Genomic DNA, 23,460 nt, shown 5'->3' with positions numbered 1-23,460 from the left:
CTTTCTGTACAAGTTGTTGCTATTATTCCATGAAAAAACAAATGCTACAAACCTTGTGCTTTTCTAAATAAATAAAGCATCAGAAGTCCATACACTCCGACTGACCAGGGCTTTAGAATCAAAATAATTCGTATGTATTCACGAAAAGACATTTTTGTTAGACCAGCCACTAAGCAAACGAGATCATCTGGTGCAAAAGGTAAAATCAATGTCCAAATCAAAAATCGGCGGATGTTTTGAGTATGTGTGGTCAATAATTGATCAAATTTTTGATATTTTTTTGGTGATAGGATCAATTGAACAAAGTTTACGCCATAGTAACGCACAAGTAAAAAGCCAAGTGCTTCACCAATCACTAAACCAATGTAGCTATAAACCAGTCCCCATCCCGTTCCAAACATCAACATGCCGACAACAGATGAAATACCACCGGGCAGAATAGGAATGATTACTTGGATAATTTGTAACAAAATAAAAATCAATACAGCATATTGACCAAATTGTTGAATAAATACTTGTAACGAATCCGTTGATTGAAAAATTCCATGGCGATACGCATAGATGGCAAGTATGAAAAACAAGCTAAAACCAACTATAGGTAAAAACTGAATGATTCGCCGAATTGCTGATCGATAATTTTCCATAGCAAGTCTCCATCTCTCTTAAATTTTCTCATACCTACGTTTTTAGAAAAAGTTCCACAGAAAAAAGCAGCTGCTGAATCTTCTAGTCAAAACTCAACCGGAAATATTGATTCAGCCAACTGCTATTAGTAAAAAGTCGTACCTAATTTTGATTTAAGAAGCTAGCCACTTTTGTATTGATCAAATCGATTGCTACGTGATTTTCGCCACCTTCTGGAACGATAATATCTGCATATCGTTTCGTTGGCTCAATAAATTGATGGTACATTGGTTTCACTACCGTTAAATATTGTTCAATAACAGAATCCAACGTACGGCCTCGTTCTTCCATGTCTCGTTTGATACGACGAATGATGCGAATATCGTCATCCGTATCAACATATAATTTTATATCCATCAACTCACGTAAACGTTCATCTTCCAAAATCAAAATTCCTTCAAGAATAATGACTTCTTTTGGCTCTTCAACAATCGTCACTTGACTTCTAGTATGCTCTACATAGTCATAAACGGGTTTTTCAATGGCTTCATAGTTCAATAATTTTTCGACATGCTCAATTAGTAAGTCGTTATCAAAAGCAAATGGGTGGTCATAGTTTGTGTTCAACCGCTCTTCAAAACTAAGATGACTTTGATCTTTATAATACGAATCTTGTTCAAGCATCATGATCGAGTGATCCGGGAAATTACTAAAAATCGCACGACTGACGCTCGTTTTTCCGCTTCCTGATCCGCCCGTCACACCAATGATAATTGGCTTGCTTTTTGTCATTAACTAAAACCTCTTTCATATCCTATTTTTCATTCCTATCTATTATAGCGGAAAAATATGAAAATGCTACGATTTTTCTGAAAATTATTCATTTCCATTCTCTAAAATAGTATGGATTTCAGCTAATGAATCAATTCGGTAAGTAGGTGTAATATCGCTTTCTGGCAATTGATTTTTATTGAACCAAATCGTATCAATGCCCGCTTGATTCCCTCCTTGGATATCTGAAGTTAGTGAATCACCAATGATGACAGTTTTTTCTCGATCCAACTCTGGGATTCGATCAAACACGTAATCAAAAAATTCTTTCATTGGTTTTTGCGCACCTATATCTTCAGAAACAAATATTTTTTTGAAGTAAGGTAATAATTCCGCATCTGTTAGACGTTGATACTGTGTTTGTGAAACACCATTCGTTACAATATAAAGATTCGCTTTTTGCGCTAAAGAATGGATCAATTCACGACTGCCTTCTACTAAGTCATGACCTTGATTCAAGTAATGACGATATCTTGCTTCCATTTGAGGGCCATCTACCGTTTGACCAAATTGTTGGAACAACAAACCAAAACGATTTCCTGTTACTTCTTCTCTTGTCATGTTTCCCTTTTCAAATTCTTGCCATAAATGATGATTCAATGCTTTATAACTCGTTTTTACTTCCGGAGTCAGTGCGATTCCTTGCTCAGCGAATAATTCATTAAGTGCACGTTCTTCTGTTTTTTGAAAGTCCAATAAAGTATCATCCACATCAAATAATAAAGTAGTATATTTCATTTAATTTTCGTCCTCTCTCATTTAAAATAATCACTCAGTTGTCGCAGCTCAGTCAATGTCAGTGCGCGGTAAGCACCTGGTGCCAATTGTTGATTTAACGTTAAAGGTCCCATTGAGGTTCGGGTCAAAGCATTCACTTTTTTTCCTTGCGCCAAAAACATTTTCTTCACTTGATGAAATTTTCCTTCCTGAATCGTCAGCAATGCCTGACTTTCTTTTGAATTAGCATAACTAATTGTTAATCTCGCTGGCTGACATTTCGTCCCATCTGCAAAAATAATTCCTGAAGCAAAAGCTTGAATATCTTCTTCCCCTAATTGAGCATTTACAGTAACCTGATATGTTTTTTCTACTTTTTTATCAGGCAAAAGTAATTCGTACCCCAACTGTCCATTGGTTGTTAGCAATAATAACCCTGTCGTATCTCGATCTAACCTACCAACAGGATAAAGTGCTGGTTGTTGATCTGCAGATGCAATCAAGTCGATGACTGTTACCCTATTTGAATCGTTCACAGCCGTCACCACACCACTTGGTTTATTCAAAAGATAATATACCTCATTTGTTTGCAATCTCTCGCCCGCTACTTCAATTTCATGTAATAAACTATCGACATTCCGATTTTCTTGAAATTCGATTACACCGTCTATCTTGACTTTTTTCATCGTAAACAAGCGTTTCATTTCTTTTCTCGTTGTTTGTAATTCTTTCTCAATCAATTTGTCTAATCGCATACCAGTTCCTCTCTTACTAAAGAGCATTATAACTTGAAATCAGTCGCTTGCAAACGAACAAACACCTTATTCCTTGACTTAACTTTTGATTCGCGCTACGGTTAATAGGTAAAGTGAATCGGATTTCTCATACACAGCGTAATGACCTGGTGGAGAAAAGTTGAATCATAACTTTCCTTAGACAGATGTACGCATCTGTCTTTTTGCGTTTTTTTAAACGCACAACCCAATAATGTGCAAGAGATTAGCCATGCAAATTCACTTAAATAAAACTTGTCTTATGACCTAAGACAATCACATTTTAAGGAGGAATTTAGGTTATGTCAGTATCATTAGAAGTAAGTAAAAGAGCAGTACGTCCCCGTTCATTAAGAAATCAATTGCGTCACGAAGGAAAGGTCCCTGCAGTGGTTTATGGCTACCAAATGGAAAGTACACCTATTTCATTTGATGGACAAACATTCAGCAAAATGTTGCGTGAAAATGGTGCTAATACAGTTATTACCATGGACGTTGATGGCAAAAAAGTGAACACTTTAGTTCATAAAGTTCAAACCAATACATTCAACAATCATTTCGAACACGTTGAATTTTTATCTGTCAACATGACAGAAGATACCGAAGTTGAAACAGAAGTTCTTCTTGTGGGAGAATCTGCTGGCGTTAAATCTGGTGGTGTATTAGCTCAAAACTTGTATACAGTAATTGTTTCAGCTACACCAGATAAATTACCAGAACGTATCGAAGTCGATGTAACTGATTTGAACATTGGCGACTCAATTACAGTTGCTGATCTTCCTGCAAACAAAGATTACACCGTGATTACTGATGGTGAAGAACAAATTGCAGCAGTTGTCGAAGCACAAGTAGAAGAAACTGAGACAGCCGAAGCAAGTGAACCAGAAGTAATTGGTTCAACTGAAGAATAAAGGTCGTGATGCCAAGCGGTCAGCTCCGAATAGATGGTGAGTAGTCACTCAAAATAGCTTTTCATATTTTGGAATGACTCAAGCTATCTCGAGGAGTTGCTTGGGGAACACCGTGCATAAAGGTTGTGGTGCCAATCAGTCAGCTCCAATAAAGAAAAATACATTCCCAGAATTTATTTTTCATATTTTTGTGAAATTTAGGCTTGTTTTTAACACCACTTCAAGTAACGCACAAATTTTAGAGGGGGTCGACGTCACACGTCCGACCTCCTCTACTTTTTTAAAAATCATTAAAAAAAGAATCCTTTAAGACAAATTGACTACTTATTGTTGCATTTTTAACTAATCTTTATTAGAATAAACCCTCACAAAAGCAAGTTTTTTCAATTTGTCTTATACTATTTGTAGAAGGATTGAAGAAACTAAGGAGGTTAAACAGATGTTTGAAAGTTTTGATAGCGAACGCAATCGTTATGCCTCTGTCGGTGTTGTATCGAGTATGCCCGGTGAATTGATCGACAGTATCTGGTTTATTATTGACTTAGACCTCAAGGGAGTTATTCCATTAGACAATATCCTTGCCTTTGATATTGTTAACAATCATGGAAAAGTAACTATACACTTTTCTCAACCAGGAAGTTCTGTTGAGATGGATATTGATTTGCCATTTGCATATTCTAGTCAGTTTCCTACACAAGTTTATGCTTATGATGATGGGACAAGAGAAACGATTCTTTTACCTAGCGAAATTAAACAATACTAGTCTAAAAATAGTTTAGGTTTTAATGAAAAAAGAAAGCTGAGAACTTGGAGAAAATTCCAAGCCTTAGCTTTTTTGATTTTCACGAATTTTCTATAGTATTTCCACAATAAAAACTCTATACTACTAACTAAATATGTTACGAATAGGAGTTGTACAGATGCGTGAATTAACCAAAGGGAATCCAGCAAAACTAATTTTTATTTTTACGATTCCCCTCTTGATTGGGAATATTTTCCAACAATTTTACAATATGGTCGACATGATCATTGTAGGTCAAACTTTAGGGAAGAATGCTTTAGCCGCTGTTGGTTCAACTGGAAGCTTAACTTTTTTGATTATCGGTTTTGCCCAAGGGCTCACAGCAGGTTTAGCAATTATCACAGCTCAACGTTTTGGTGCCCAAGATTATCGTGGTCTAAAGAAAAGTTTTGCTACTAGCATCATCATTAGTCTCGTCGTTACAATCGTTTTAACCGTTCTCAGTCTCTTATTCATCCGTCCGATGCTACAGCTCATGCAAACTCCTTCAGAAATTATTGATCAAGCCCAATCATTTATTTCAATCATTTTGATGGGGATTTTCGCATCAATGAGTTTCAATTTATTATCAAATGTCATTCGTGCTTTAGGGGACAGTCGTACACCTCTTTTTTTCCTGATTATCGCTGTTATTATCAATGTGGTTTTAGATTTAGTTTTTATTATTCATTTTGGCATGGGAGTAGAAGGTGCTGGGATTGCAACAGTGATTGCGCAAGTCGCATCGAGTCTACTTTGTTTGGTCTATATCAAAAGAAAAATTCCGCTACTTCAATTACGAAAAAAAGATTTTGTTTTCGATAAAAAAGAGATTCGTACCCACTTAAATATTTCGTTACCAATGGCCTTTCAAGCATCAATTATCGCTATTGGAGCAATCATCTTACAATCAGCTCTTAATAGTCTAGGGACAGACGTTGTGGCCGCCCAAGCAGCAGCAGGTCGAATCGATCAATTCGCCACGCAACCAATGATGTCGTTTGGCATCACGATGGCGACATTTACCGCTCAAAATTATGGTGCCAAAGAATATGGCCGTATATTAAAAGGGGTGAAGCAGTGCCTCTTGATGAGTGGTGGCTTTAGTCTCGTTGCAGGGGCTGTTGTGATCATCTTTGGTCACTCTTTTGTCCACCTATTCGTAGATGCCAGTGAAACGCGTGTATTTGAGTTAGCACAAATTTATTTTACTATCAATGGTTCGCTTTACTGGATACTAGCAATTTTATTTATTTTACGCTATACGTTGCAAGGTCTTGGTCAAAGTAAGATTCCGACAATTGCTGGGATTATGGAACTTATCATGCGTTCATTCGCGGCCATTTTCCTAACCGCTTTATGGGGCTATCCTGGTGCTGCTGCCGCCTCACCTTTAGCATGGATTGGTTCCGTTGCCGTATTACTTTATTCTTATTTCAAAGCAATGAAAAAGCTACGCAAATTGGATGAGCAACAACAGTTAGAGCGTACTATGGAAGCATAAAAAAGGTTGGGACAAAATTTTGTCCCAACCTTTTTTTACTCATTTTCTTTTCGTTCTTTCAACCAAGTTTTACGTGTACGCCCAATAAATAATGGAACTGTTTCATGTTTGACTTCACTGTACTCTAAACCAAACCATGTTTCTGGCGATGTTGCATATTTTTTGATAGCGAGTTTTGCTTGCATGATTTGTCGATCCCATTTGTTTAAGGACGTGACATTCGACAACACTTCATCAATCAGAATAAATTGGAAATCGCCCACTTCTCTTCCAGGCGTGAGTGAATAACGTTGTGGTTGTTTTGGCAATCGGCCTTCCTTCATCAAATCGTGAATGATCTGACGGATATAGACATTGATTTCCTGCTCTACACGAAAACCAAGGAACAGTTTTACTTGAACAATGAAATCTGTATCCATCATTTCAATTTGATATTCTTTCGTGTAAGGTTCATCCGTAACTTCTACATGCACAAACCAATAAACAGCTGCACGTTTTGGTCGCTTATCTAAAATCGAATAAACAAATTGTTTTCCAATCTGGTCGTCTTCCATATTAGGAACCAAAAAGACTACATTTGTTTGATAAACAGGTAATGAAGTATCTTTTCTCAATTTTGCTAATTGAGGGATATACTCACGAAGTGGCACATCTTCTGCCACAGACTCTCGAATAATATTTCCTCTTTCCCAGATAAACATGACAGTCAAAATAAGTAAAGCGATCAAGACCGCCACAAAACCACCATGGAAAAACTTCACAATACTTGATAAAAAGAAAACTATTTCAATTGCCCCAAAGAAAAAGGTCACAAGATGCGCCAGCCAATGACTATGTCCACTTTGAATCAAATAAAAATAGAGCAGTGCCGTCGTCATCAACATCGTAACTGTAATTGATAATCCATATGCTGCTTCCATACGATGTGACGTTCTAAAGGTAATCACGATAATCGAACAAGCTAGCCATAGCATAAAGTTTACTGCTGGAATGTACATCTGGCCAATGCTACTTCCGGGATACATAATTTTCAATCTTGGCAATAGTTTCAATTTGATTGCTTCAGAGACTAACGTAAACGAACCTGAAATCAATGCTTGTGAAGCAATTACCGCAGCGACTGTGGCAAATCCAACTCCAAAACCAGTTAAACTATTTGGCATCATTTGGAAAAATGGATTCAGATTTTCAATTTCTTGAATATCTGGATTTTGATAAACATTGATTAACCAAGCTGCTTGTCCAAAGTAATTTAACATCAGGCAAAGCTTAACATATGGCCAGCTCAAACGAATATTCATCTTCCCAACATGACCTAAATCTGAATACAATGCTTCTGCCCCGGTTGTTGCTAAAAAAACATTTCCTAAAATAAATAAACCTAGCCGATTATCTGGACTAAGTAATAACTGAATTGCGTAATAAGGATTGAGTGCACGTAACACTGTCCAGTCTTGACTAAAATTCATGACCCCCATCACGCCCAAAAAAGTGAACCATAAGAACATGATTGGACCAAATGCTTTCCCAACCAATTCGGAACCAAAACGTTGGACCATAAATAAGGACAAGATGATCACTAAAGTAATGATTACAATAATTGTTTGATCATTTCCAAATCGTTCAAAGAACTGTGGGATTCCTCTCAATCCTTCGATTGCGGTTGTGACTGTCACTGCTGGTGTCAATACACCATCAGCAAGTAATGCCGCGCCACCTATCATTGCCGGAATAATTAAATATTTACCGCCTTTTCTCACTAAGGTATACAAGGAAAAGATACCACCTTCTCCATGATTATCCGCATTTAATGCAATCACAACGTATTTAATTGTTGTTAATAAAGTCAATGTCCAAAAAATTAGCGAAACTGCCCCAATGACAAAGTCAGGATTAATTCCCTGCAGCCCTCCGTTATCACCTACAATTGCCTTCATTACATATAATGGGCTAGTTCCGATATCACCGTAAACTACACCCATTGCTACCAAAAGACCTGCAGCTGACAATTTTTTGACATTCTTTTTTGTTGTCAACTTTTCTCCCTCATTTCTGTCCCCAATTAGCATTTAGAAAACAAAATAAAAAAGATTCAAGCAACAGCCAAAACAACTATCACTTGAATCTGATAAAAAGCATCAAACCAGCGATATTTTTGCTCCGCTAGCAACCTAAAATCATTATTTTTACCGTTTATTTCCTAAACTTCCTCTCATTATCTTAGGAAACCTTCTATGTGTCAACCACTTTTAGTAAGTCTTTTAGCTACGAAATAAGCGCTCAATAATAAAGTAATAAATGATTAAGCACAAGATTGCACCAAGCAAAGCTGGAATCAAATAAACGTCTACAACTACTGGGCCAAATTCACCTAAAATCCATTCACCCAACCAACTACCCAGAGCACCTATGACAATATTTCCTGTACAGCCACCAGGAACATCTTTTCCCAAAATGGCTCCGGCTATCATTCCTAATATACCACCAATAATGAGCACACCCAAAAAGCTTAACATGTCACGTCCTCCTCCAGTCTTTCTATAAATGATTTTACGCTTATTCAGTCCGTCTTACCAATGGATAACCTTTTTCTAGTGGAAATTTCACGAGCTATTTTTTCTCACAAAAAAAGCTGAAAGCAGAAACATTTAGAATGTCTCGCTTTCAGCTTTTAACAAATCAATTTTTATTTTGTTTCTTTTGAAGCTTCATCATCGTTCAATAAAACTTTTCTAGATAAGTTTACACGACCTTGTTTGTCGATTTCTGTTACTTTTACAAGAACTTCGTCACCAAGTTTAACGACATCTTCAACATTGTTGACACGTTCGTTTGCTAATTGAGAAATATGAACTAAGCCATCTTTTCCTTTAATTAGGTTAACGAATGCACCAAATTTTTCGATTCGGACAACTTTACCTAAGTAAACTTCGCCAACTTTCACTTCTTTTGTAAGATCTTCGATGATCTTGATTGCTTTTTTGATCATTTCTGAATCAGCAGAGGCAATACTTACTTTACCATCTTGATCAATATCAATTTTAACACCAGTTTCTTCAATGATTCCGTTAATCGTGTCGCCACCTTTACCAATCACATCTTTAATTTTAGAAGGTTCGATTTGGATCATTTCAATTTTCGGTGCGTATTGGCTTAATTCTTCACGTGGTGCAGCAATCGTTGAAGTCAATTCTTCTAAGATTTCCATACGTGCTTGTTTTGCTTGAGCCAATGCTTCTTTTAGAATTTGTTCAGTGATCCCTTGAATCTTGATATCCATTTGTAAAGCAGTGATTCCCTCTTTTGTTCCAGCAACTTTAAAGTCCATGTCGCCAAGGTGATCTTCTAGCCCTTGGATATCTGTTAAGATTGTGTAGTTTTCGCCATCAGAAACAAGTCCCATTGCAATACCAGCAACTGGTGCCTTAATTGGAACACCTGCATCCATCAATGCCAATGTACCTGCACAAATACTTGCTTGAGAAGAAGAACCATTTGATTCTAAAACTTCTGCTACTAAACGAATCGTGTAAGGGAAATCTTCTTCAGCCGGAATAACTTGTGCCAATGCACGTTCACCTAAAGCACCATGTCCAATTTCGCGACGGCCAGGTGAACCTGCACGACCAGTTGAACCAACAGAAAATTGTGGGAAATTATAGTGATGAATGAATCGTTTGCTTACTTCAACCCCTAGGCCATCAATAATTTGATGTTCTCCTAATGGTGCCAGTGTACAAGCAGATAATGCTTGTGTTTGTCCACGAGTAAATAAACCAGAACCATGAACACGTGGTAATAAGCCAACTTCTGAAGCAAGTGGACGAATTTCATCTAATTTACGACCATCTGGACGAATTTTGTCAATCGTGATCAATTCACGAACAACATCTTTTTCTAGGTCTTCTGTAATTTGTTTCACTTCTTTAGCTAAATGTGCTTCATCTTCATGATCCACAAATTTTTCAGCATATGCTTCACGAATATCGATTTTTACTTGTTCGATATTGTCTTCACGCGCAAGTTTTTCTTCCGTCATCACGGCAGTTTTCATTGTTTCGTATGAAGCAGCAAAAATTTCTTTTTTAAGATCTGCATCTACTTGCAATAAAGTAACTTCCATTTTTTCTTTGCCGACAGCTTGAACAATTTCTTCTTGGAAAGCGACTAATTCTTTGATTGCATCAAAACCAAAAAGCAATGCACCAAGCATATCTTCTTCAGAAACTTCTTTAGCGCCACTTTCAACCATGTTAATGGCTTGTTTTGTTCCTGCCACAGAAAGCTCGATATCCGTTTGTTCTGCTTGCTCAACAGTTGGATTCAAGACATACTCGCCATTTACACGACCGACTTCAACCCCTGCAATTGGGCCATCAAAAGGAATATCAGAAATAGATAATGCTAAAGATGAACCTAGCATAGCAGCCATCGCTGGTGAACAATCTGTCTCAACACTCATTACGATATTTGTCACTTGAACTTCATTACGGAAGCCTTCCGCAAACATTGGGCGGATTGGGCGGTCAATCAAACGTGCTGTCAACGTTGCTTCTGTACTTGGACGACCTTCGCGTTTGATGAACCCACCTGGGATTTTACCAGCCGCATACATTTTTTCCTCATAGTTGATTGTTAATGGAAAGAAGTCTGTATCTTTTGCTTCTTTAGAGGCAACTGCCGCACTTAATACCACAGTATCTCCATAACGAACTAAAACAGCTCCATTTGCTTGTTTTGCTAATTGGCCGACTTCTACTTCTAAGGGACGGCCTCCCCACATCATTTTAAATACTTGTTTTTCTGACATAACTTCTCCTTTTCCTTTTCGTGAAAGCAAGACGCTACTAAACAAATGAAAACCGCCAATCCTTTTTAGCCAGTTAGCAACTTTCATTTGGTTAGTAGGAGTCCATCATGCTTGATCACAGTTTCTTTTAGTTTCACAGTAAAAAAAGTGAGATTCATGTGAACCTCACTCTCTTTAAATTAAATTAACGACGTAGACCTAGACGTTGGATCAATTCGCGGTAACGTTGAACGTCAGTTTTACGTAAGTAAGCTAACAAGTTACGACGGTGACCAACTTTTTTCATCAAGCCACGGTATGAATGGTGATCTTTTTTGTGAACACGTGCATGTTCATTCAAGTGATTGATTTCTTCAGTTAATACAGCGATTTGTACTTCTGGAGAACCAGTATCTCCTTCATGGCGTGCATAGTCTTTAATGATTTCGTTTTTACGTTCTTTTGAAATTGCCATTGTTTCCACCTCTTTCGAATATTTCCCTGTGACTGAGTAAAACGTTGGTGATTCGCTTAACCAAGTGACAGGACGTGTGCTTAAACACACAGCTATACTTTACCTGAAATGATGCTATAAATCAAGTAAAGAATCATTAAGAAGAATAGTTTTCAAACAATCTAACTACTACTTTTTTTATTTTATGTTACACTATAGTGCGAAAAGTGACTTGTCTTATTCAAGTCTTAGATGAAAGGAGTCATTTTCCATGATTACAATGGATGATATTATTCGTGAAGGCAATCCAACTTTACGTGAAGTAGCAAGCGAAGTTTCTCTTCCACTTAGTGAGGAAGATATCGCATTAGGAAAAGAAATGATTGAATTTCTAAAAAACAGTCAAGATCCTGTTAAAGCAGAAGAACTAAACTTACGTGGAGGCGTCGGTCTAGCTGCACCTCAATTAGACATTTCAAAACGGATCATTGCCGTTCATGTACCTAGTGCAGATCCCGAAGTAACAGAACCCACTTTAAGTACAGTAATGTATAATCCAAAAATTTTAAGCCACTCTGTTCAAGACGCTTGTCTTGGTGAAGGCGAAGGATGCTTATCTGTCGATCGTGAAGTTCCAGGCTATGTCGTTCGTCATGCAAAAGTAACGATTTCTTATTATGATGCAAACGGACAAAAACAAAAAATTCGTTTAAAAAACTACGAAGCGATTGTTGTTCAACACGAAATCGATCACATCAATGGGGTTATGTTCTATGACCACATCAATGAAGCTAATCCATTTTCGCTTAAAGAAGGCGTGCTTGTCATCGATTAAGGTAGATGATTTAGGTTAGCACTTCTTGGTTCAACAGAAAAAAATATCGTCGAAAAATAAACTCGCCCCCTTCTCATTGGTTGACGAGTTTATTTTTTTGTTTTTTATTCTCAGAAAGAACAAGCTTTCCTACCCCAATTTCGCTTGTTTTCTTACATATCATCCATTCTGCATAAATAAAATGAAAAATATGAAACTTTTTAACAACCTAATTCGTCTATATAAGTAGATGAGAAAGGAGGGTACCCCAGACAAATGGTTTTCGATGGTTGGAAAAGAAGAAAATATATAAAAGCGTTAGAAGAACTGGCGGACACACAGTATGAAAAAATGTATCGGCTGGCCTTTAACTATTCCCATTCAAAGGAAGATGCACTAGATATCATCCAAGAAAGTTTTGAAAAAGCATTGAAAGCTATTCAAAAGAAAAATTTTCAGGAAATCGAAGAATTTAATGGTTGGTTTTTTCGAATCCTCATTTCTGTTTCCATTGATTTTTGGCGAAAAAACAAACGCGAAGCCGAACATCTTGATCAAAGTGAACAGTCATGGTCTTTCTTGAATGACTCGCAACACAGTTATATTGAAATAGAAGAAATCATCAATCAGATCAGCAGTCCTAATCGTGAAATCATCTTATTAAAATTTTTTGAAGGCTTTACCCTCAAAGAGATTTCTGTCATTTTATCGCTAAATGAGAACACGATCAAAACAAAACTATATCGAAGCTTGAATGAATTAAGAAGCAAACTAAAATAATCAAAGGAGAAGATTTCCATGAAAGACTTTGTAAAAACAGTAATCAGAAATTTTTCAAAGCAATATCGTCAGCAAACATTGCCAGAAGACTTACACACACAAGTGACTGATCTCTTTCATAAAGAAAAGAGAAAATATTCTTGGAGACGTTTTCGAAATCATACCGCTCAAAGTGCTTTGGCACTCGCATTAACATTTATACTAGCTGTCAATTTATTTCCGGGCGTTGGTGAAGCTGCTAGTGTCCTTCCCGGTTTCGATAAGTTAGTACAATTGGTTACGTTGCAAACTTTAACAGCCAAAAAAGAAAATAGCCAGATAGCGATTGATGTACCAAAAATCGAAACAGCTACACCAACAGAAGTTGCCAATGCTTTAAATCAAAAATACCTAAAAGAAGCTCAAGCTGAATTTCAACAAGTCAAAAAACAATTTTATGATGGCTCGCGTGTTTCTGTTACTGGAGATTTTGAAAAAGTTGTGGATGATTCTCGGTTTTTAGTAGTCAAACGAACATTGACTCAGATTCAAGGAAGTTCTGCCACAACGACCCAATACGATACGATTGATAAAAAGTTGAATGTCGTGGTATCTTTACCATTAATTTTTAAAAATGAAGATTATCTGTCTATCATCAGTGAAGAGATCAAACAACAAATGAATGAACAGATGCAAGCTGACCCGAATCAAATTTATTGGTCTGAAGCAACTGACCAACCAACTGATGTCCAACCATTCAATCAAATCAAGCCAAATCAAACGTTCTATATCAATGCCAAACATCAATTGACTATTACTTTTGCTCAAGGAGAAGTAGCACCTTATTATATGGGAACGCCTGAATTCGTGATTCCAACCAAAATCATCCAACAACAATTAGCTTCACCTAATTATTTAAGTTAAATAATGCTAAAAGTTCGCTTGAAAAATCGACCGAATAGTTGATTTTTCAAGCGAACTTTTTTCATTTTTTAGTCTTCATAAAGGATATGTGCAGCTGACAATACACGTTTGATTTTTTTTAAAGTAGCTTCATCAGGGTAGCGAATGGTGTGTAAATGAATGCCTGAGGTCAATTCTGATAGTAACGTTGCTTGGCTTTTTTCATAACGTTTCATAAAGGAAGCTATGTCTTGTTTCGTTTTTAAGTGTAACATGCCCACAAGTTCACCATACAGTGGATGTTCTACAATAACATCAATTACTTCCCCCCCGTGTTCAACAATAATTCGCAACTCCTCTTCCGTTTGTTGACGTTCATGTTGTACAGCAATCTTGCTAACAAAACCTGTATTTGTTTCATTTGATTCCAAAATATATCCACGTGCTGTTGCAACCACTTCTTCTCCTGCTGCGCGGAGCAAGGCAATGTCCCCTACGACGATTTGGCGGCTAACACCAAATTTTTTAGCAAACTTGCTTGCACTAATTGGTTTTTCTGCACTTGCCAATGTCTGCATGATTTGTTGCCGACGTAGTTCCCCTTCTACCATCCTTACTCCTCCTCACGTAATTTTAATTGATAATCGCGTGATTGCTTCATTAAGTCGTTATACATAGCTAACGTTGTTTCTTCATAATCTGGATTTTTCACCCATTTTTTTACTTTTTCTAAAACTTCTCGTTCACGTTTCTCATCTAAAATCGCTTGATGAGTTTCTTGTTTCAACTGACTGATTTCGGTAACTACATCCAATCGTTTTTCTAACAACTCAATTAATTTTCGGTCGATAACATCCACTTGCTCACGTAAATTTGCTAATGATGGTGCTGCTTTTTCCACACTAAGCGTTTTGATTACTCGTGCAGGATTCCCCGCAATGACAACATCATCTGGAAAAGATTTTGTTACAACTGAACCAGCACCAACAACAACATTGTTTCCCAAAGTAACACCAGGTGTAACAATGACTCCTCCGCCCAACCATACGTTGTTTCCAATTTTGATTGGTTTTGCATACTCTAAACCACTATTTCTTTTCACTGGATGCAGTGGGTGGGTTGCCGTATACAATTGAACATTCGGTGCGAACATACAATTATCACCAATTTCAATAGTACTTACATCCAAAAAAGTATTATTAAAATTGGCATAAAAGTTTTCGCCAACACAAATATTGTATCCATAATCAAAATTGATTGCTGGTTCAACATAGATGTTTTCGCCCGTTTTACCAAAAGTCTCTTTGACTAATTGTGAGCGAATCGCTGAATCCTCTGATTGGTTAATCAATTTTGCTTGTTCTCGTGCAAAATTTCGATCTGCCACTAATTCAGGATCACCTGCAAAATAAAGTTCACCTGCAATCATTTTTTCTTTTTCTGTTTTAAACTCTGTCATTATTGATCCTCATTTCATGAATTTTTTGAAATACTTTTGCACCATCTTCTTGAATAAATGAATGTTCCATTGAAAGTAAAATTGGCGTTTGATTGATAACGATTATCTTAGAATTTTTTTTCCTGTACTCTATCAGATCACAAAAAGGATGTACTTGAAAACTTGTTCCTACAATAACAACGACATCAGCTTGTTCTACTGCAGAAACTGCTGCTTCAATCGTCGATTGTTGAAATCCTTCACCATATAAAACGATATTTGGTCGAACTTGCCCACCGCATCCTTGGTGTCTGTCACTTTCTAAATACGTTTGCCACGATACAGCCTCGCCACACTTTCGACAATGACAATGATACAGACTCCCATGAAAATTGACTAATTGCTTGCTTCCTGCTCGCTCGTGTAACCCATCAATATTTTGTGATACAACAACAACTTGCTTACTTGTTGCTAATTGTGCTATTTCTAAGTGAATGATATTAGGTTCTGCCTGAGGATGATATAGTTTTTTTACAAAAGAATAAAATTTTTCTGGTTCGTGTTCCATTGCTTGAGTACTTAATAAATATTCTGGCTGTTCCAATCCTGCGTAGACACCTTTTAACGAACGATAGTCTGGAACTCCCGAAGGTGTCGAAACCCCTGCTCCTGTTAAAAAAGTTACCGAATGATGGGTTAAAATTTCTTGCGCTACTTTTCTAATTTTTTGATTACTCATCTTCCTCACCTCTTCTCTATTATACCGATTTCAACAAAAAAGAAAGTGAGAGAAACAATTTATTAAAAAATTTATTGCCTATCTGTACAACCGAGCTAAATTTTTCGTTTTGTTAGCCAGACACTTAATTTACCAAAATGTGTGCGTCTTTCATTTACGATTTATGATACTTTATCTGTCATTTGCACTTAGTAAACAATCAAAATTTAGCAGAAAAAGATGCTTAAAAAGTAAAACGATTCCAGTCATTGCGAATTTTATCACAATGACGACTGACAAAGAAATGAAAACGTGCTACAATACAGGCTGTATAAAAGAGAGGTGAATCAATATGGTACCATTTTTCATTTACTGGGGCGTTATTTTAGCATGCATCGCTTGGCTAGCCTTAAGTGTCTTTTTCTCTATCTTCTATTTCGTACGTAAAGAAAACGGCAATCTATGGGCATTCGCGTTATTTAACGTTATTGCTGCAATTGTTTTAGCTATCACATTAGCCGTTTATCGCACATGGGGTTGGGGAATCACACAGTATTCTAGCCTAATTTATCTAGTCTTAGCAATTTATGGTGTAACAGTTATTTTACAAGCAATCTTAGGTCGCGAACCAAAAGCCGCAGCCTAACAGTTAATAAACGATCAATCTAGTTTGACTAACTACAGCAATTTTCGTTTTTTTGATGATTGCCGTAGTTTCTTTTTTGCTTTTTCACATTCACCAATTGCATAATTATTCTCTTTTTCCGCTACATATCTTTCCCCTTCTTTTCATAAACTCTTTAAATTTATCCAATGTTTTCTATGTTTATCAACAATTTTCAGAAAAATAATGGGAATTGATTGACAAAGCCTTCAGAATAACGTAAACTTCTTTTTGTATAAATAACTGAATACGGGATTACCTCAATCAATGAGGTAGAGGTCGCGAGAATCATTACCCCTGTGGAGTGAAGCAAACATGTTGAAACAGGACTAGGGAGGATCGCCGAAATGTACTCTTTTTTGCTTAAAGTTTACGTTGGGACGCAAGTTAATAGCTTGCGGACTGTCTTAGCAGTGATGCTAAGTTGCGCTATGGTTTGTGAGGGGTTTATCGACCGATAATTTTAACGACCATTTTGTATTTACAAGTTTGATGGTCGTTTTTTTTTTTTTAGATAAGCAGCTGCAACTCATTGTTCAATCGGACCGCTCGTTCAAGATGTATCAGAAAGAAGAGGAGAAAGAACATGAATAAAAATTTTGTTTCAGTTACCGTATTATTTGCATTTATCTTTTCATTATTTAGCTTAAGCACATCTGGTTTTGCAGACGAAAAAACACCCGACAACGAATTTCGCGTGGGAATGGAGGCTGGTTATGCACCATTCAACTGGTCTCAGCAAACAGATAAGAACGGTGCACTGCCAATTGATGGACAAAAAAGTTTTGCCGGTGGTTATGATGTTCAAATTGCTAAAAAAGTTGCTGACGGCTTAGGCAAAAACTTGGTTATCGTCCAAACAAAATGGGACGGTCTAGCACCTGCCCTACAATCAGGAAAAATTGATGCAATCGTCGCAGGGATGAGCCCAACTGCGGAAAGAAAAAAAGAAATTGATTTTACAGATCCTTACTATGAATCTCAATTAGTTGTCGTAGTAAAAAAAGACAGTAACTTTGCGAATGCAAAAAAATTAGCTGACTTAGAAAATGCAAAAATCACTGCACAACTAAATACGTTCCATTATAGCGTCATCGATCAAATTCCAAACGTTCAAAAACAACAAGCAATGGATAATTTCTCTGCTATGAGAACTGCCTTAGCTTCTGGAATGATCGATGGTTACGTCAGTGAACGTCCTGAAGGAGTTACAGCTACTAGCGTGAATAAAGACTTAAAAATGTTAGAATTCACAGGTGACAATGGTTTTGAAACAAATGCTGAAGATGTTCAAATTGCTATCGGGATGCGCAAAAATGATGGGGATATTCAAAAAGTCAATGAGATTCTTTCAGGTATCTCACAAGATGATCGTACAGCACTGATGGACCAAGCAATCAAAGACCAACCTGCTTCGAGTGATGATGAAGAACAATCTGGCATCTTCACAGACTTTAAAAACATTTGGAATCAATATGGAGAAATGTTTCTCCGTGGGGCAGGCCTTACGTTATTCATCGCATTGATCGGTACAATAGTAGGTACAACTCTTGGCTTACTCATTGGCGTTTTCCGTACCATTCCAGAATCAGACAATAAAGTGACCCGCTTCTTCCAAAAAATCGCTAACGGCTTACTTTCGATTTATATTGAAATTTTCCGTGGCACACCAATGATGGTACAAGCAATGGTTATCTTTTATGGATTGGCCTTGGCATTTGGTATTTCATTGAACCGGACGATTGCTGCATTATTTATTGTTTCGATCAACACAGGTGCTTATATGACAGAAATCGTTCGTGGTGGTATTTTTGCAGTTGATGAAGGACAATTTGAAGCCGCACAAGCCATTGGGATGACACATGGTCAAACGATGCGTAAAGTTGTGATTCCTCAAGTCCTACGAAATATCTTACCGGCAACAGGTAATGAATTTGTAATCAACATTAAAGACACAGCTGTATTGAGTGTAATTGGTGTAGCAGACTTGTTCTTCCAAGGTAATTCTGCTTCTGGGGCAAACTTCCAATTCTTCCAAACCTTTACGATTGTAGGGATTATTTATTTAGTTATGACCTTTACAATTACGAGAATCTTGCGTTTTGTTGAAAAGAAAATCGATGGCCCTTCAGCTTACACAAAAATTGAGGAAGTCGAAAATTCAAACTTGCAAGAATAAGGAGGAAGAAACATGAACGAAACAATTATTGAAATCAACCATTTAAGAAAAAGCTTCGGTGACAACGAAGTATTAAAAGATATCAATGTGACGGTTAATAAAGGTGAAGTTGTAACAATTATCGGATCTTCTGGTTCAGGTAAATCCACTTTATTACGCTGTATCAATCTTCTAGAAAAACCAACAGGTGGGGAAATTATTTATGAAGGCGAAAATGTCTTAACTCCTAAATATAACTTACCTAAGTACCGCACACACTTGGGTATGGTGTTCCAGTCATTTAATTTATTCAATAATATGAATGTTTTAGAAAATTGTATGTCAGGCCAATTGACAGTTTTAAAACGTGACAAAACATCTGCACGAAAAATTGCCATTGAAAATTTAGAAAAAGTTGGTATGGATCGCTATATCGAAGCAAAACCTTCCCAATTATCTGGCGGTCAAAAACAACGTGTTGCTATCGCTCGTGCATTGTCAATGGACCCCGATGTTTTATTATTCGATGAACCAACTTCGGCACTAGATCCAGAAATGGTTGGCGAAGTTCTAAACACTATGAAAGACTTGGCTCACACTGGTTTAACTATGATTATCGTGACACACGAAATGGAATTTGCAAAAGATGTTTCGGATCGTGTCATTTTCATGGATAAAGGAATCATCGCTGAAGAAGGATCACCTGAAGATATCTTCGTTCATCCAAAAGAAGAACGAACAAAAGAATTCTTATCACGTATTTTAAATAAATAAATGAATGTACAAAAAAAGCTGGGATCAGACAAGATCCTAGCTTTTTTTATTGTCGTCCTTCTATCCAAATTCAAAAATAATTGATTGCCCTATGTTTTCCCTTCTCACAATCCATAAAAATTTTTTTGAATAGCTATTCCCTATTTTTGTGAGGGCCTTTGTTTATCCCATGCGCTTTTTTCTATTAATTAGAAAACAAAGTTGTAATTTTCTGAAAATTCTCTTAAACTTAAGGTAATTACTTTTTAGTTAGGATGATTATTTTATGGACGAAAATGAACAAGAATTACAGCGGGGACTTAAGAATCGACATGTCCAACTGATCTCAATTGGAGGAGCGATTGGTACTGGTCTTTTCTTAGGTTCCGGAAAGACGATTCAATTAGCGGGGCCTTCCATTTTACTCGCTTACTTGATCACAGGTTGTATTTGTTTTTTCATTATGCGTGCGCTAGGGGAGTTGCTTTTATCCAATACAAACAATCACTCTTTCTTAGATTTTATTGCTGAGTATCTTGGGAAAAAAGCGGCTTTTGTTACAGGATGGACTTATTGGTTTTGCTGGATTGCAATTGCTATGGCGGATTTAACCGCAATTGGGATGTACGTTCGTTATTGGGCACCTGGTGTTCCTCAGTGGCTTCCAGAACTAGTTGCACTCATTTTACTGCTTGCTTTGAATATGGTTGCTGTCTCATTGTTTGGTGAACTGGAATTTTGGTTTGCATTGATCAAAGTGGTCGCCATCATTGCCTTCATTCTTGTTGGTGTCTACATGATTCTCACTCATTATCAAACGAGTGCTGGTCCTGCTGCTATTTCAACTTTATGGTCACATGGAGGATTTTTTCCAAAAGGTGCTAAAGGATTTATTCTTTCTTTTCAAATGGTCACTTTTGCCTTTGCTGGGATTGAACTGGTTGGCTTGGTTGCTGGTGAAACAAAAAATCCAGAAAAAGTTTTGCCAGAAGCAATTAACAATATTCCAATCCGGATCATTTTATTTTATTTAGGATCTCTATTTGTTATCATGTCCATCTATCCTTGGAACAGTCTCAATGCAAATGAAAGTCCGTTTGTAGAAGTTTTTTCTGAGATTGGTATTACGATGGCAGCATCCATTATCAATTTAGTAGTTCTAAGTGCCGCGGCTTCTGCTTGTAACAGTGCGATTTATAGTACTGGACGAATGCTTCGTTCTCTTTCCCAAGAAGGGAGCGCACCTAAACGATTTAAAAAATTAACCACGCATCATGTGCCAGGACAAGCACTAGTCTTTTCGACAATCATTATTTTTATTTCAGTTGTTCTTAACTACATTATGCCTAGTGAGGTCTTTACTTTAGTTAGTAGTATTGCGACCACTTGTTTTCTATTTATCTGGAGCATGCTTGTATACACTCATTTAAAATATCGTCGGAGTATCTTAGGCAAAAAGTCACATTCATTCAAAATGCCTTTTTATCCGATTAGTAACTACCTCGTCTTTGTCTATATGTTATTCGTCTGTGGTGTATTGATCTTAGGTGAAGACACTCGACTAGCATTTTTCTTGACTCCAATTTGGTTTATTGCTTTATTAACCATCTATCATTTGAGATATGAACGAAAAAAATAAAAAAACTCTTTTTCCAAAAGAAATTATATTTGGAAAAAGAGTTTTTTTATTTGCTCACTTCACTTCTTTTGCGTAAAACGATTTTCTGATAGTAATAATCTGCTTTTTTGTAGGATAATATCCACAAACCTGATACAAGAAAACGCCCAAACAAACCAATCAACGGCTGGACAAATACCCCAATAATCAAACCAATATTGATAATCATCGAAATCATGCTGCGATGATCCTTTGAAACTGTTTTGACGACATGAGAATCTTTGTTATTTGCTTTCAACACTTGTTTGATCAAAATACCAAAAGATAGACTCCACATTGTGTAAACAATGACATAAGACATCTCAGGCCAAAATGCTGTCGGATTTCTTCCGACCCAGCTCGTAACTGATGGACAAAGCGTCAACCAAAACAACCAAAAAATATTTGCCCACACCACTCGATAGTTAATTTTATCTGCCATTTGAAAGATGCGATGATGATTGACCCAAATTACTGCAACAAAGAGAAAACTGATTGAATAGGCAAGTAAAGTATTTCTGATTCCCCACAAAGATTGAAAGTTAGCAGGAGCAGGAATTTCAATATCTAGCACTAGCACTGTTAAAACAATAGCTACCACACCATCTGTAAAAGCTTCTAACCTTGATTTAGTCATTTTTTTCTCCCTTATTTCAATGCTGATTACATTTTAGCACTGGTTCTAAAAAAATACTTACCGATAATACTGTATAAATTTTCAGAAAATTGTTGCGTGCACACACAATTTCTGTTACCTTAAAAAAAATGAATTTTAAAGGAGACTCGTCTATGACAAAAAAACTGTCATTTAAAGAAAGTATTTTTATTGGTTCAATGCTTTTTGGATTATTTTTTGGAGCAGGAAACTTAATTTTCCCTGTTCACATGGGACAAGAGGCTGGCTCTGCCGTTTTTTGGGCAAATCTTGGGTTCTTAGTTACTGGAATTGGCTTGCCCTTCTTGGGTGTTATCGCTATTGGCGTATCAAAAAGCTCTGGGGTCTATGAATTAGCACAACGTGTGAATCGAAAATATGCTATTATTTTTACTATTTTACTTTATTTAGTCGTTGGCCCTTTTTTTGCTTTACCACGGTTAGCCAGCACTTCCTTTGAAATCGGATTAGCACCTTTCATTGCACCAAAGCAACAGTCACTTTTTCTAGCACTTTTTAGTATCTTGTTCTTCTTTACTGCTTGGTGGCTATCGCGCAAACCAACTAAAATTTTAGATTACGTTGGTAAATTTTTGAATCCGATCTTTTTAATCTTACTAGGAATCTTACTTTTACTAGGATTTTTGAATCCACTTGGATCTATCGCTGATACTCCAATCCAGCCTAATTATCAAACCCATGCCTTCTTCACCGGTTTCACTCAAGGCTACAATACATTAGATGCTCTTGCTTCATTAGCTTTTGGAATCATCATCGTGACAACGATTCGTGGGATGGGAATTACTAAATCCTCAGATATTGCAAAAGGTACAATCAAATCTGGCGCCATCAGTGTCCTTTTGATGGGAATCATTTATACGTTGCTTTCTTACTTAGGAACGATGAGTTTAGGTACGTTTCCTTTGAGTGAAAATGGTGGGATCGCTCTTGCACAAATTGCAGATCACTATTTAGGAACTTATGGAAGCATCTTGTTAGCACTGATTGTAATTCTGGCTTGTTTAAAAACTGGGATTGGTTTGATCACGGCATTTGCCGAAACCTTTTCGGAGCTTTTCCCAAAGAGAAGCTATTTATTTTATGTGACACTTGCAAGTGTCCTTGCTTGCCTTGTTGCTAATGTTGGTTTAACAAATATCATCCAGATTTCTTTACCTGTCTTGATGTTTATTTATCCTTTAGCAATGACATTGATTTTATTGGTATTATGTGAGCCGTTGTTTAAAAAAAGAGCATGTGTTTATCGAATGACTACGTATTTTACTTTGATTGCTTCTGTTCTTGATGCGTTAAATGCCGCACCTGCTGTAATCAAAGATACACCGTTCGTTCAAACAATTTTACGATTTGCTACAAGCTATTTGCCGTTCTTTTCTTTTGGCATGGGATGGATTGTTCCCGCAATTATTGGCTTTGTTATTGGCTTGGTTTGGAGCTTCGTAAAAAAAGAAACTGTGCCATCAGCAATTGAGTAATTCTTTAACACGAAATAAAAAAGACATTTTTTTATTGCTAAAACTTAACAACTTTCGAAAA

23 protein-coding genes and 1 riboswitch are annotated in these 23,460 nt (G+C 36.8%); of the genes, 11 read left to right on the top strand and 12 right to left on the bottom strand.

The window, feature by feature from the left end:
* Positions 1-44: 44 nt before the first annotated feature.
* The 4 genes from AC4BC3_RS00795 to AC4BC3_RS00780 all read right to left on the bottom strand — a co-directional run bounded on the left by AC4BC3_RS00795 (position 45) and on the right by AC4BC3_RS00780 (position 2,927).
* Positions 45-644: a TVP38/TMEM64 family protein gene (locus tag AC4BC3_RS00795; RefSeq protein ID WP_206907383.1), complete on the bottom strand. Its 600-nt coding sequence runs from the start codon at positions 642-644 to the stop codon at positions 45-47.
* 142 nt (positions 645-786) lie between these two features.
* A complete protein-coding gene (udk, locus tag AC4BC3_RS00790; RefSeq protein ID WP_490466710.1) occupies positions 787-1,416 on the bottom strand; it encodes a uridine kinase in 630 nt (209 codons plus the stop codon).
* A gap of 84 nt (positions 1,417-1,500) precedes the next feature.
* On the bottom strand, positions 1,501-2,193 hold the full coding sequence (locus tag AC4BC3_RS00785; protein ID WP_490466709.1) for a YjjG family noncanonical pyrimidine nucleotidase: 693 nt from the start codon (positions 2,191-2,193) through the stop codon (positions 1,501-1,503).
* A gap of 17 nt (positions 2,194-2,210) precedes the next feature.
* Positions 2,211-2,927 (bottom strand): 16S rRNA pseudouridine(516) synthase, encoded by a 717-nt coding sequence (locus AC4BC3_RS00780; protein ID WP_490466708.1) that lies wholly within the window; start codon positions 2,925-2,927, stop codon positions 2,211-2,213.
* A 320-nt stretch (positions 2,928-3,247) separates the two neighbouring features.
* On the opposite strand from AC4BC3_RS00780, the gene AC4BC3_RS00775 reads away from it, so the two are divergent.
* From AC4BC3_RS00775 to AC4BC3_RS00765, 3 genes are all read left to right on the top strand, one after another.
* Positions 3,248-3,856, top strand: a complete 609-nt coding sequence (locus AC4BC3_RS00775; RefSeq protein ID WP_206907377.1) for a 50S ribosomal protein L25/general stress protein Ctc — start codon at positions 3,248-3,250, stop codon at positions 3,854-3,856.
* Between the two features lie 439 nt (positions 3,857-4,295).
* Complete coding sequence (locus AC4BC3_RS00770) at positions 4,296-4,619, top strand: DUF960 domain-containing protein (RefSeq protein ID WP_490466707.1); 324 nt, start codon at positions 4,296-4,298, stop codon at positions 4,617-4,619.
* 157 nt (positions 4,620-4,776) lie between these two features.
* Complete coding sequence (locus tag AC4BC3_RS00765; protein WP_490466706.1) at positions 4,777-6,141, top strand: MATE family efflux transporter; 1,365 nt, start codon at positions 4,777-4,779, stop codon at positions 6,139-6,141.
* 35 nt (positions 6,142-6,176) lie between these two features.
* On the opposite strand, the gene AC4BC3_RS00760 is transcribed toward AC4BC3_RS00765, so the two are convergent.
* The 4 genes from AC4BC3_RS00760 to rpsO all read right to left on the bottom strand — a co-directional run bounded on the left by AC4BC3_RS00760 (position 6,177) and on the right by rpsO (position 11,405).
* Entirely contained in the window at positions 6,177-8,177 is a 2,001-nt protein-coding gene (locus tag AC4BC3_RS00760; RefSeq protein WP_490466705.1) for a KUP/HAK/KT family potassium transporter, read from the bottom strand.
* A 225-nt stretch (positions 8,178-8,402) separates the two neighbouring features.
* The gene (locus AC4BC3_RS00755) at positions 8,403-8,657 is read right to left on the bottom strand and encodes a GlsB/YeaQ/YmgE family stress response membrane protein (RefSeq protein WP_206911122.1); all 255 of its coding nucleotides are present in this window, start codon (positions 8,655-8,657) and stop codon (positions 8,403-8,405) included.
* A gap of 170 nt (positions 8,658-8,827) precedes the next feature.
* Positions 8,828-10,951, bottom strand: a complete 2,124-nt coding sequence (pnp, locus tag AC4BC3_RS00750) for a polyribonucleotide nucleotidyltransferase (RefSeq protein WP_206911121.1) — start codon at positions 10,949-10,951, stop codon at positions 8,828-8,830.
* Between the two features lie 184 nt (positions 10,952-11,135).
* Entirely contained in the window at positions 11,136-11,405 is a 270-nt protein-coding gene (rpsO, locus tag AC4BC3_RS00745; protein ID WP_010734375.1) for a 30S ribosomal protein S15, read from the bottom strand.
* Between the two features lie 250 nt (positions 11,406-11,655).
* Here rpsO and def point away from each other — a divergent pair, with 250 nt between their 5' ends.
* The 3 genes from def (at position 11,656) to rsiV (ending at position 13,881) form a co-directional block, all read left to right on the top strand.
* Positions 11,656-12,219 (top strand): peptide deformylase, encoded by a 564-nt coding sequence (def, locus tag AC4BC3_RS00740; protein WP_206911119.1) that lies wholly within the window; start codon positions 11,656-11,658, stop codon positions 12,217-12,219.
* 255 nt (positions 12,220-12,474) lie between these two features.
* Positions 12,475-12,978, top strand: a complete 504-nt coding sequence (locus AC4BC3_RS00735) for an RNA polymerase sigma factor (protein WP_206911117.1) — start codon at positions 12,475-12,477, stop codon at positions 12,976-12,978.
* 18 nt (positions 12,979-12,996) lie between these two features.
* The gene (gene rsiV, locus AC4BC3_RS00730; RefSeq protein WP_490466704.1) at positions 12,997-13,881 is read left to right on the top strand and encodes an anti-sigma-V factor RsiV; all 885 of its coding nucleotides are present in this window, start codon (positions 12,997-12,999) and stop codon (positions 13,879-13,881) included.
* 68 nt (positions 13,882-13,949) lie between these two features.
* Here the strand turns inward: rsiV and AC4BC3_RS00725 are convergent, their stop codons facing one another.
* From AC4BC3_RS00725 to AC4BC3_RS00715, 3 genes are read right to left on the bottom strand one after another with little or no spacing between them, the layout of a single operon-like run.
* On the bottom strand, positions 13,950-14,471 hold the full coding sequence (locus tag AC4BC3_RS00725; RefSeq protein WP_490466703.1) for a transcription repressor NadR: 522 nt from the start codon (positions 14,469-14,471) through the stop codon (positions 13,950-13,952).
* Between the two features lie 2 nt (positions 14,472-14,473).
* Positions 14,474-15,319, bottom strand: coding sequence for a chorismate mutase (locus tag AC4BC3_RS00720; RefSeq protein WP_206911111.1), 846 nt, complete (start codon positions 15,317-15,319; stop codon positions 14,474-14,476).
* The gene (locus tag AC4BC3_RS00715) at positions 15,306-16,037 is read right to left on the bottom strand and encodes an NAD-dependent protein deacylase (RefSeq protein ID WP_490466702.1); all 732 of its coding nucleotides are present in this window, start codon (positions 16,035-16,037) and stop codon (positions 15,306-15,308) included. The genes AC4BC3_RS00720 and AC4BC3_RS00715 overlap by 14 nt, the downstream gene beginning before the upstream one ends.
* 331 nt (positions 16,038-16,368) lie before the next feature.
* Between AC4BC3_RS00715 and AC4BC3_RS00710 the strand changes: the two genes are divergently transcribed.
* From AC4BC3_RS00710 to AC4BC3_RS00695, 4 genes are all read left to right on the top strand, one after another.
* Positions 16,369-16,662, top strand: a complete 294-nt coding sequence (locus AC4BC3_RS00710) for a hypothetical protein (protein ID WP_067483415.1) — start codon at positions 16,369-16,371, stop codon at positions 16,660-16,662.
* Positions 16,663-16,945: 283 nt separating this feature from the next.
* Positions 16,946-17,120: riboswitch (Lysine riboswitch) on the top strand.
* Positions 17,121-17,266: 146 nt separating this feature from the next.
* Positions 17,267-18,859, top strand: a complete 1,593-nt coding sequence (locus AC4BC3_RS00705) for an ABC transporter permease subunit (protein ID WP_206911105.1) — start codon at positions 17,267-17,269, stop codon at positions 18,857-18,859.
* A gap of 12 nt (positions 18,860-18,871) precedes the next feature.
* Positions 18,872-19,612, top strand: a complete 741-nt coding sequence (locus AC4BC3_RS00700) for an amino acid ABC transporter ATP-binding protein (RefSeq protein ID WP_206911102.1) — start codon at positions 18,872-18,874, stop codon at positions 19,610-19,612.
* A gap of 265 nt (positions 19,613-19,877) precedes the next feature.
* On the top strand, positions 19,878-21,230 hold the full coding sequence (locus AC4BC3_RS00695; RefSeq protein ID WP_206911100.1) for an amino acid permease: 1,353 nt from the start codon (positions 19,878-19,880) through the stop codon (positions 21,228-21,230).
* Between the two features lie 46 nt (positions 21,231-21,276).
* Here AC4BC3_RS00695 and AC4BC3_RS00690 read toward each other — a convergent pair whose 3' ends face one another.
* Positions 21,277-21,885 (bottom strand): TMEM175 family protein, encoded by a 609-nt coding sequence (locus AC4BC3_RS00690; protein WP_490466701.1) that lies wholly within the window; start codon positions 21,883-21,885, stop codon positions 21,277-21,279.
* A gap of 152 nt (positions 21,886-22,037) precedes the next feature.
* Between AC4BC3_RS00690 and brnQ the strand changes: the two genes are divergently transcribed.
* Positions 22,038-23,399, top strand: coding sequence for a branched-chain amino acid transport system II carrier protein (brnQ, locus tag AC4BC3_RS00685; RefSeq protein ID WP_490466700.1), 1,362 nt, complete (start codon positions 22,038-22,040; stop codon positions 23,397-23,399).
* Positions 23,400-23,460 lie beyond the last annotated feature (61 nt).

Source organism: Enterococcus sp. AAFC-DPL-6103 (genome assembly GCF_058216595.1).
The sequence above is the reverse complement of the archived record's forward strand: the minus strand, read 5'-3'. Positions and strand labels throughout refer to the sequence as shown.

Bases quoted from the DNA above. Each gene is read 5' to 3' on its own strand.
- AC4BC3_RS00770 (WP_490466707.1), top strand. From the start codon at position 4,296: ATGTTTGAAAGTTTTGATAGCGAACGCAATCGTTATGCCTCTGTCGGT.
- def (WP_206911119.1), top strand. From the start codon at position 11,656: ATGATTACAATGGATGATATTATTCGTGAAGGCAATCCAACTTTACGT.
- AC4BC3_RS00775 (WP_206907377.1), top strand. From the start codon at position 3,248: ATGTCAGTATCATTAGAAGTAAGTAAAAGAGCAGTACGTCCCCGTTCA.
- AC4BC3_RS00725 (WP_490466703.1), bottom strand. From the start codon at position 14,471: ATGGTAGAAGGGGAACTACGTCGGCAACAAATCATGCAGACATTGGCA.
- AC4BC3_RS00765 (WP_490466706.1), top strand. From the start codon at position 4,777: ATGCGTGAATTAACCAAAGGGAATCCAGCAAAACTAATTTTTATTTTT.
- AC4BC3_RS00755 (WP_206911122.1), bottom strand. From the start codon at position 8,657: ATGTTAAGCTTTTTGGGTGTGCTCATTATTGGTGGTATATTAGGAATG.
- udk (WP_490466710.1), bottom strand. From the start codon at position 1,416: ATGACAAAAAGCAAGCCAATTATCATTGGTGTGACGGGCGGATCAGGA.
- pnp (WP_206911121.1), bottom strand. From the start codon at position 10,951: ATGTCAGAAAAACAAGTATTTAAAATGATGTGGGGAGGCCGTCCCTTA.
- AC4BC3_RS00700 (WP_206911102.1), top strand. From the start codon at position 18,872: ATGAACGAAACAATTATTGAAATCAACCATTTAAGAAAAAGCTTCGGT.
- AC4BC3_RS00705 (WP_206911105.1), top strand. From the start codon at position 17,267: ATGAATAAAAATTTTGTTTCAGTTACCGTATTATTTGCATTTATCTTT.
- rsiV (WP_490466704.1), top strand. From the start codon at position 12,997: ATGAAAGACTTTGTAAAAACAGTAATCAGAAATTTTTCAAAGCAATAT.
- AC4BC3_RS00690 (WP_490466701.1), bottom strand. From the start codon at position 21,885: ATGACTAAATCAAGGTTAGAAGCTTTTACAGATGGTGTGGTAGCTATT.
- brnQ (WP_490466700.1), top strand. From the start codon at position 22,038: ATGACAAAAAAACTGTCATTTAAAGAAAGTATTTTTATTGGTTCAATG.
- AC4BC3_RS00780 (WP_490466708.1), bottom strand. From the start codon at position 2,927: ATGCGATTAGACAAATTGATTGAGAAAGAATTACAAACAACGAGAAAA.
- AC4BC3_RS00710 (WP_067483415.1), top strand. From the start codon at position 16,369: ATGGTACCATTTTTCATTTACTGGGGCGTTATTTTAGCATGCATCGCT.
- rpsO (WP_010734375.1), bottom strand. From the start codon at position 11,405: ATGGCAATTTCAAAAGAACGTAAAAACGAAATCATTAAAGACTATGCA.
- AC4BC3_RS00795 (WP_206907383.1), bottom strand. From the start codon at position 644: ATGGAAAATTATCGATCAGCAATTCGGCGAATCATTCAGTTTTTACCT.
- AC4BC3_RS00735 (WP_206911117.1), top strand. From the start codon at position 12,475: ATGGTTTTCGATGGTTGGAAAAGAAGAAAATATATAAAAGCGTTAGAA.
- AC4BC3_RS00695 (WP_206911100.1), top strand. From the start codon at position 19,878: ATGGACGAAAATGAACAAGAATTACAGCGGGGACTTAAGAATCGACAT.
- AC4BC3_RS00785 (WP_490466709.1), bottom strand. From the start codon at position 2,193: ATGAAATATACTACTTTATTATTTGATGTGGATGATACTTTATTGGAC.
- AC4BC3_RS00720 (WP_206911111.1), bottom strand. From the start codon at position 15,319: ATGACAGAGTTTAAAACAGAAAAAGAAAAAATGATTGCAGGTGAACTT.
- AC4BC3_RS00715 (WP_490466702.1), bottom strand. From the start codon at position 16,037: ATGAGTAATCAAAAAATTAGAAAAGTAGCGCAAGAAATTTTAACCCAT.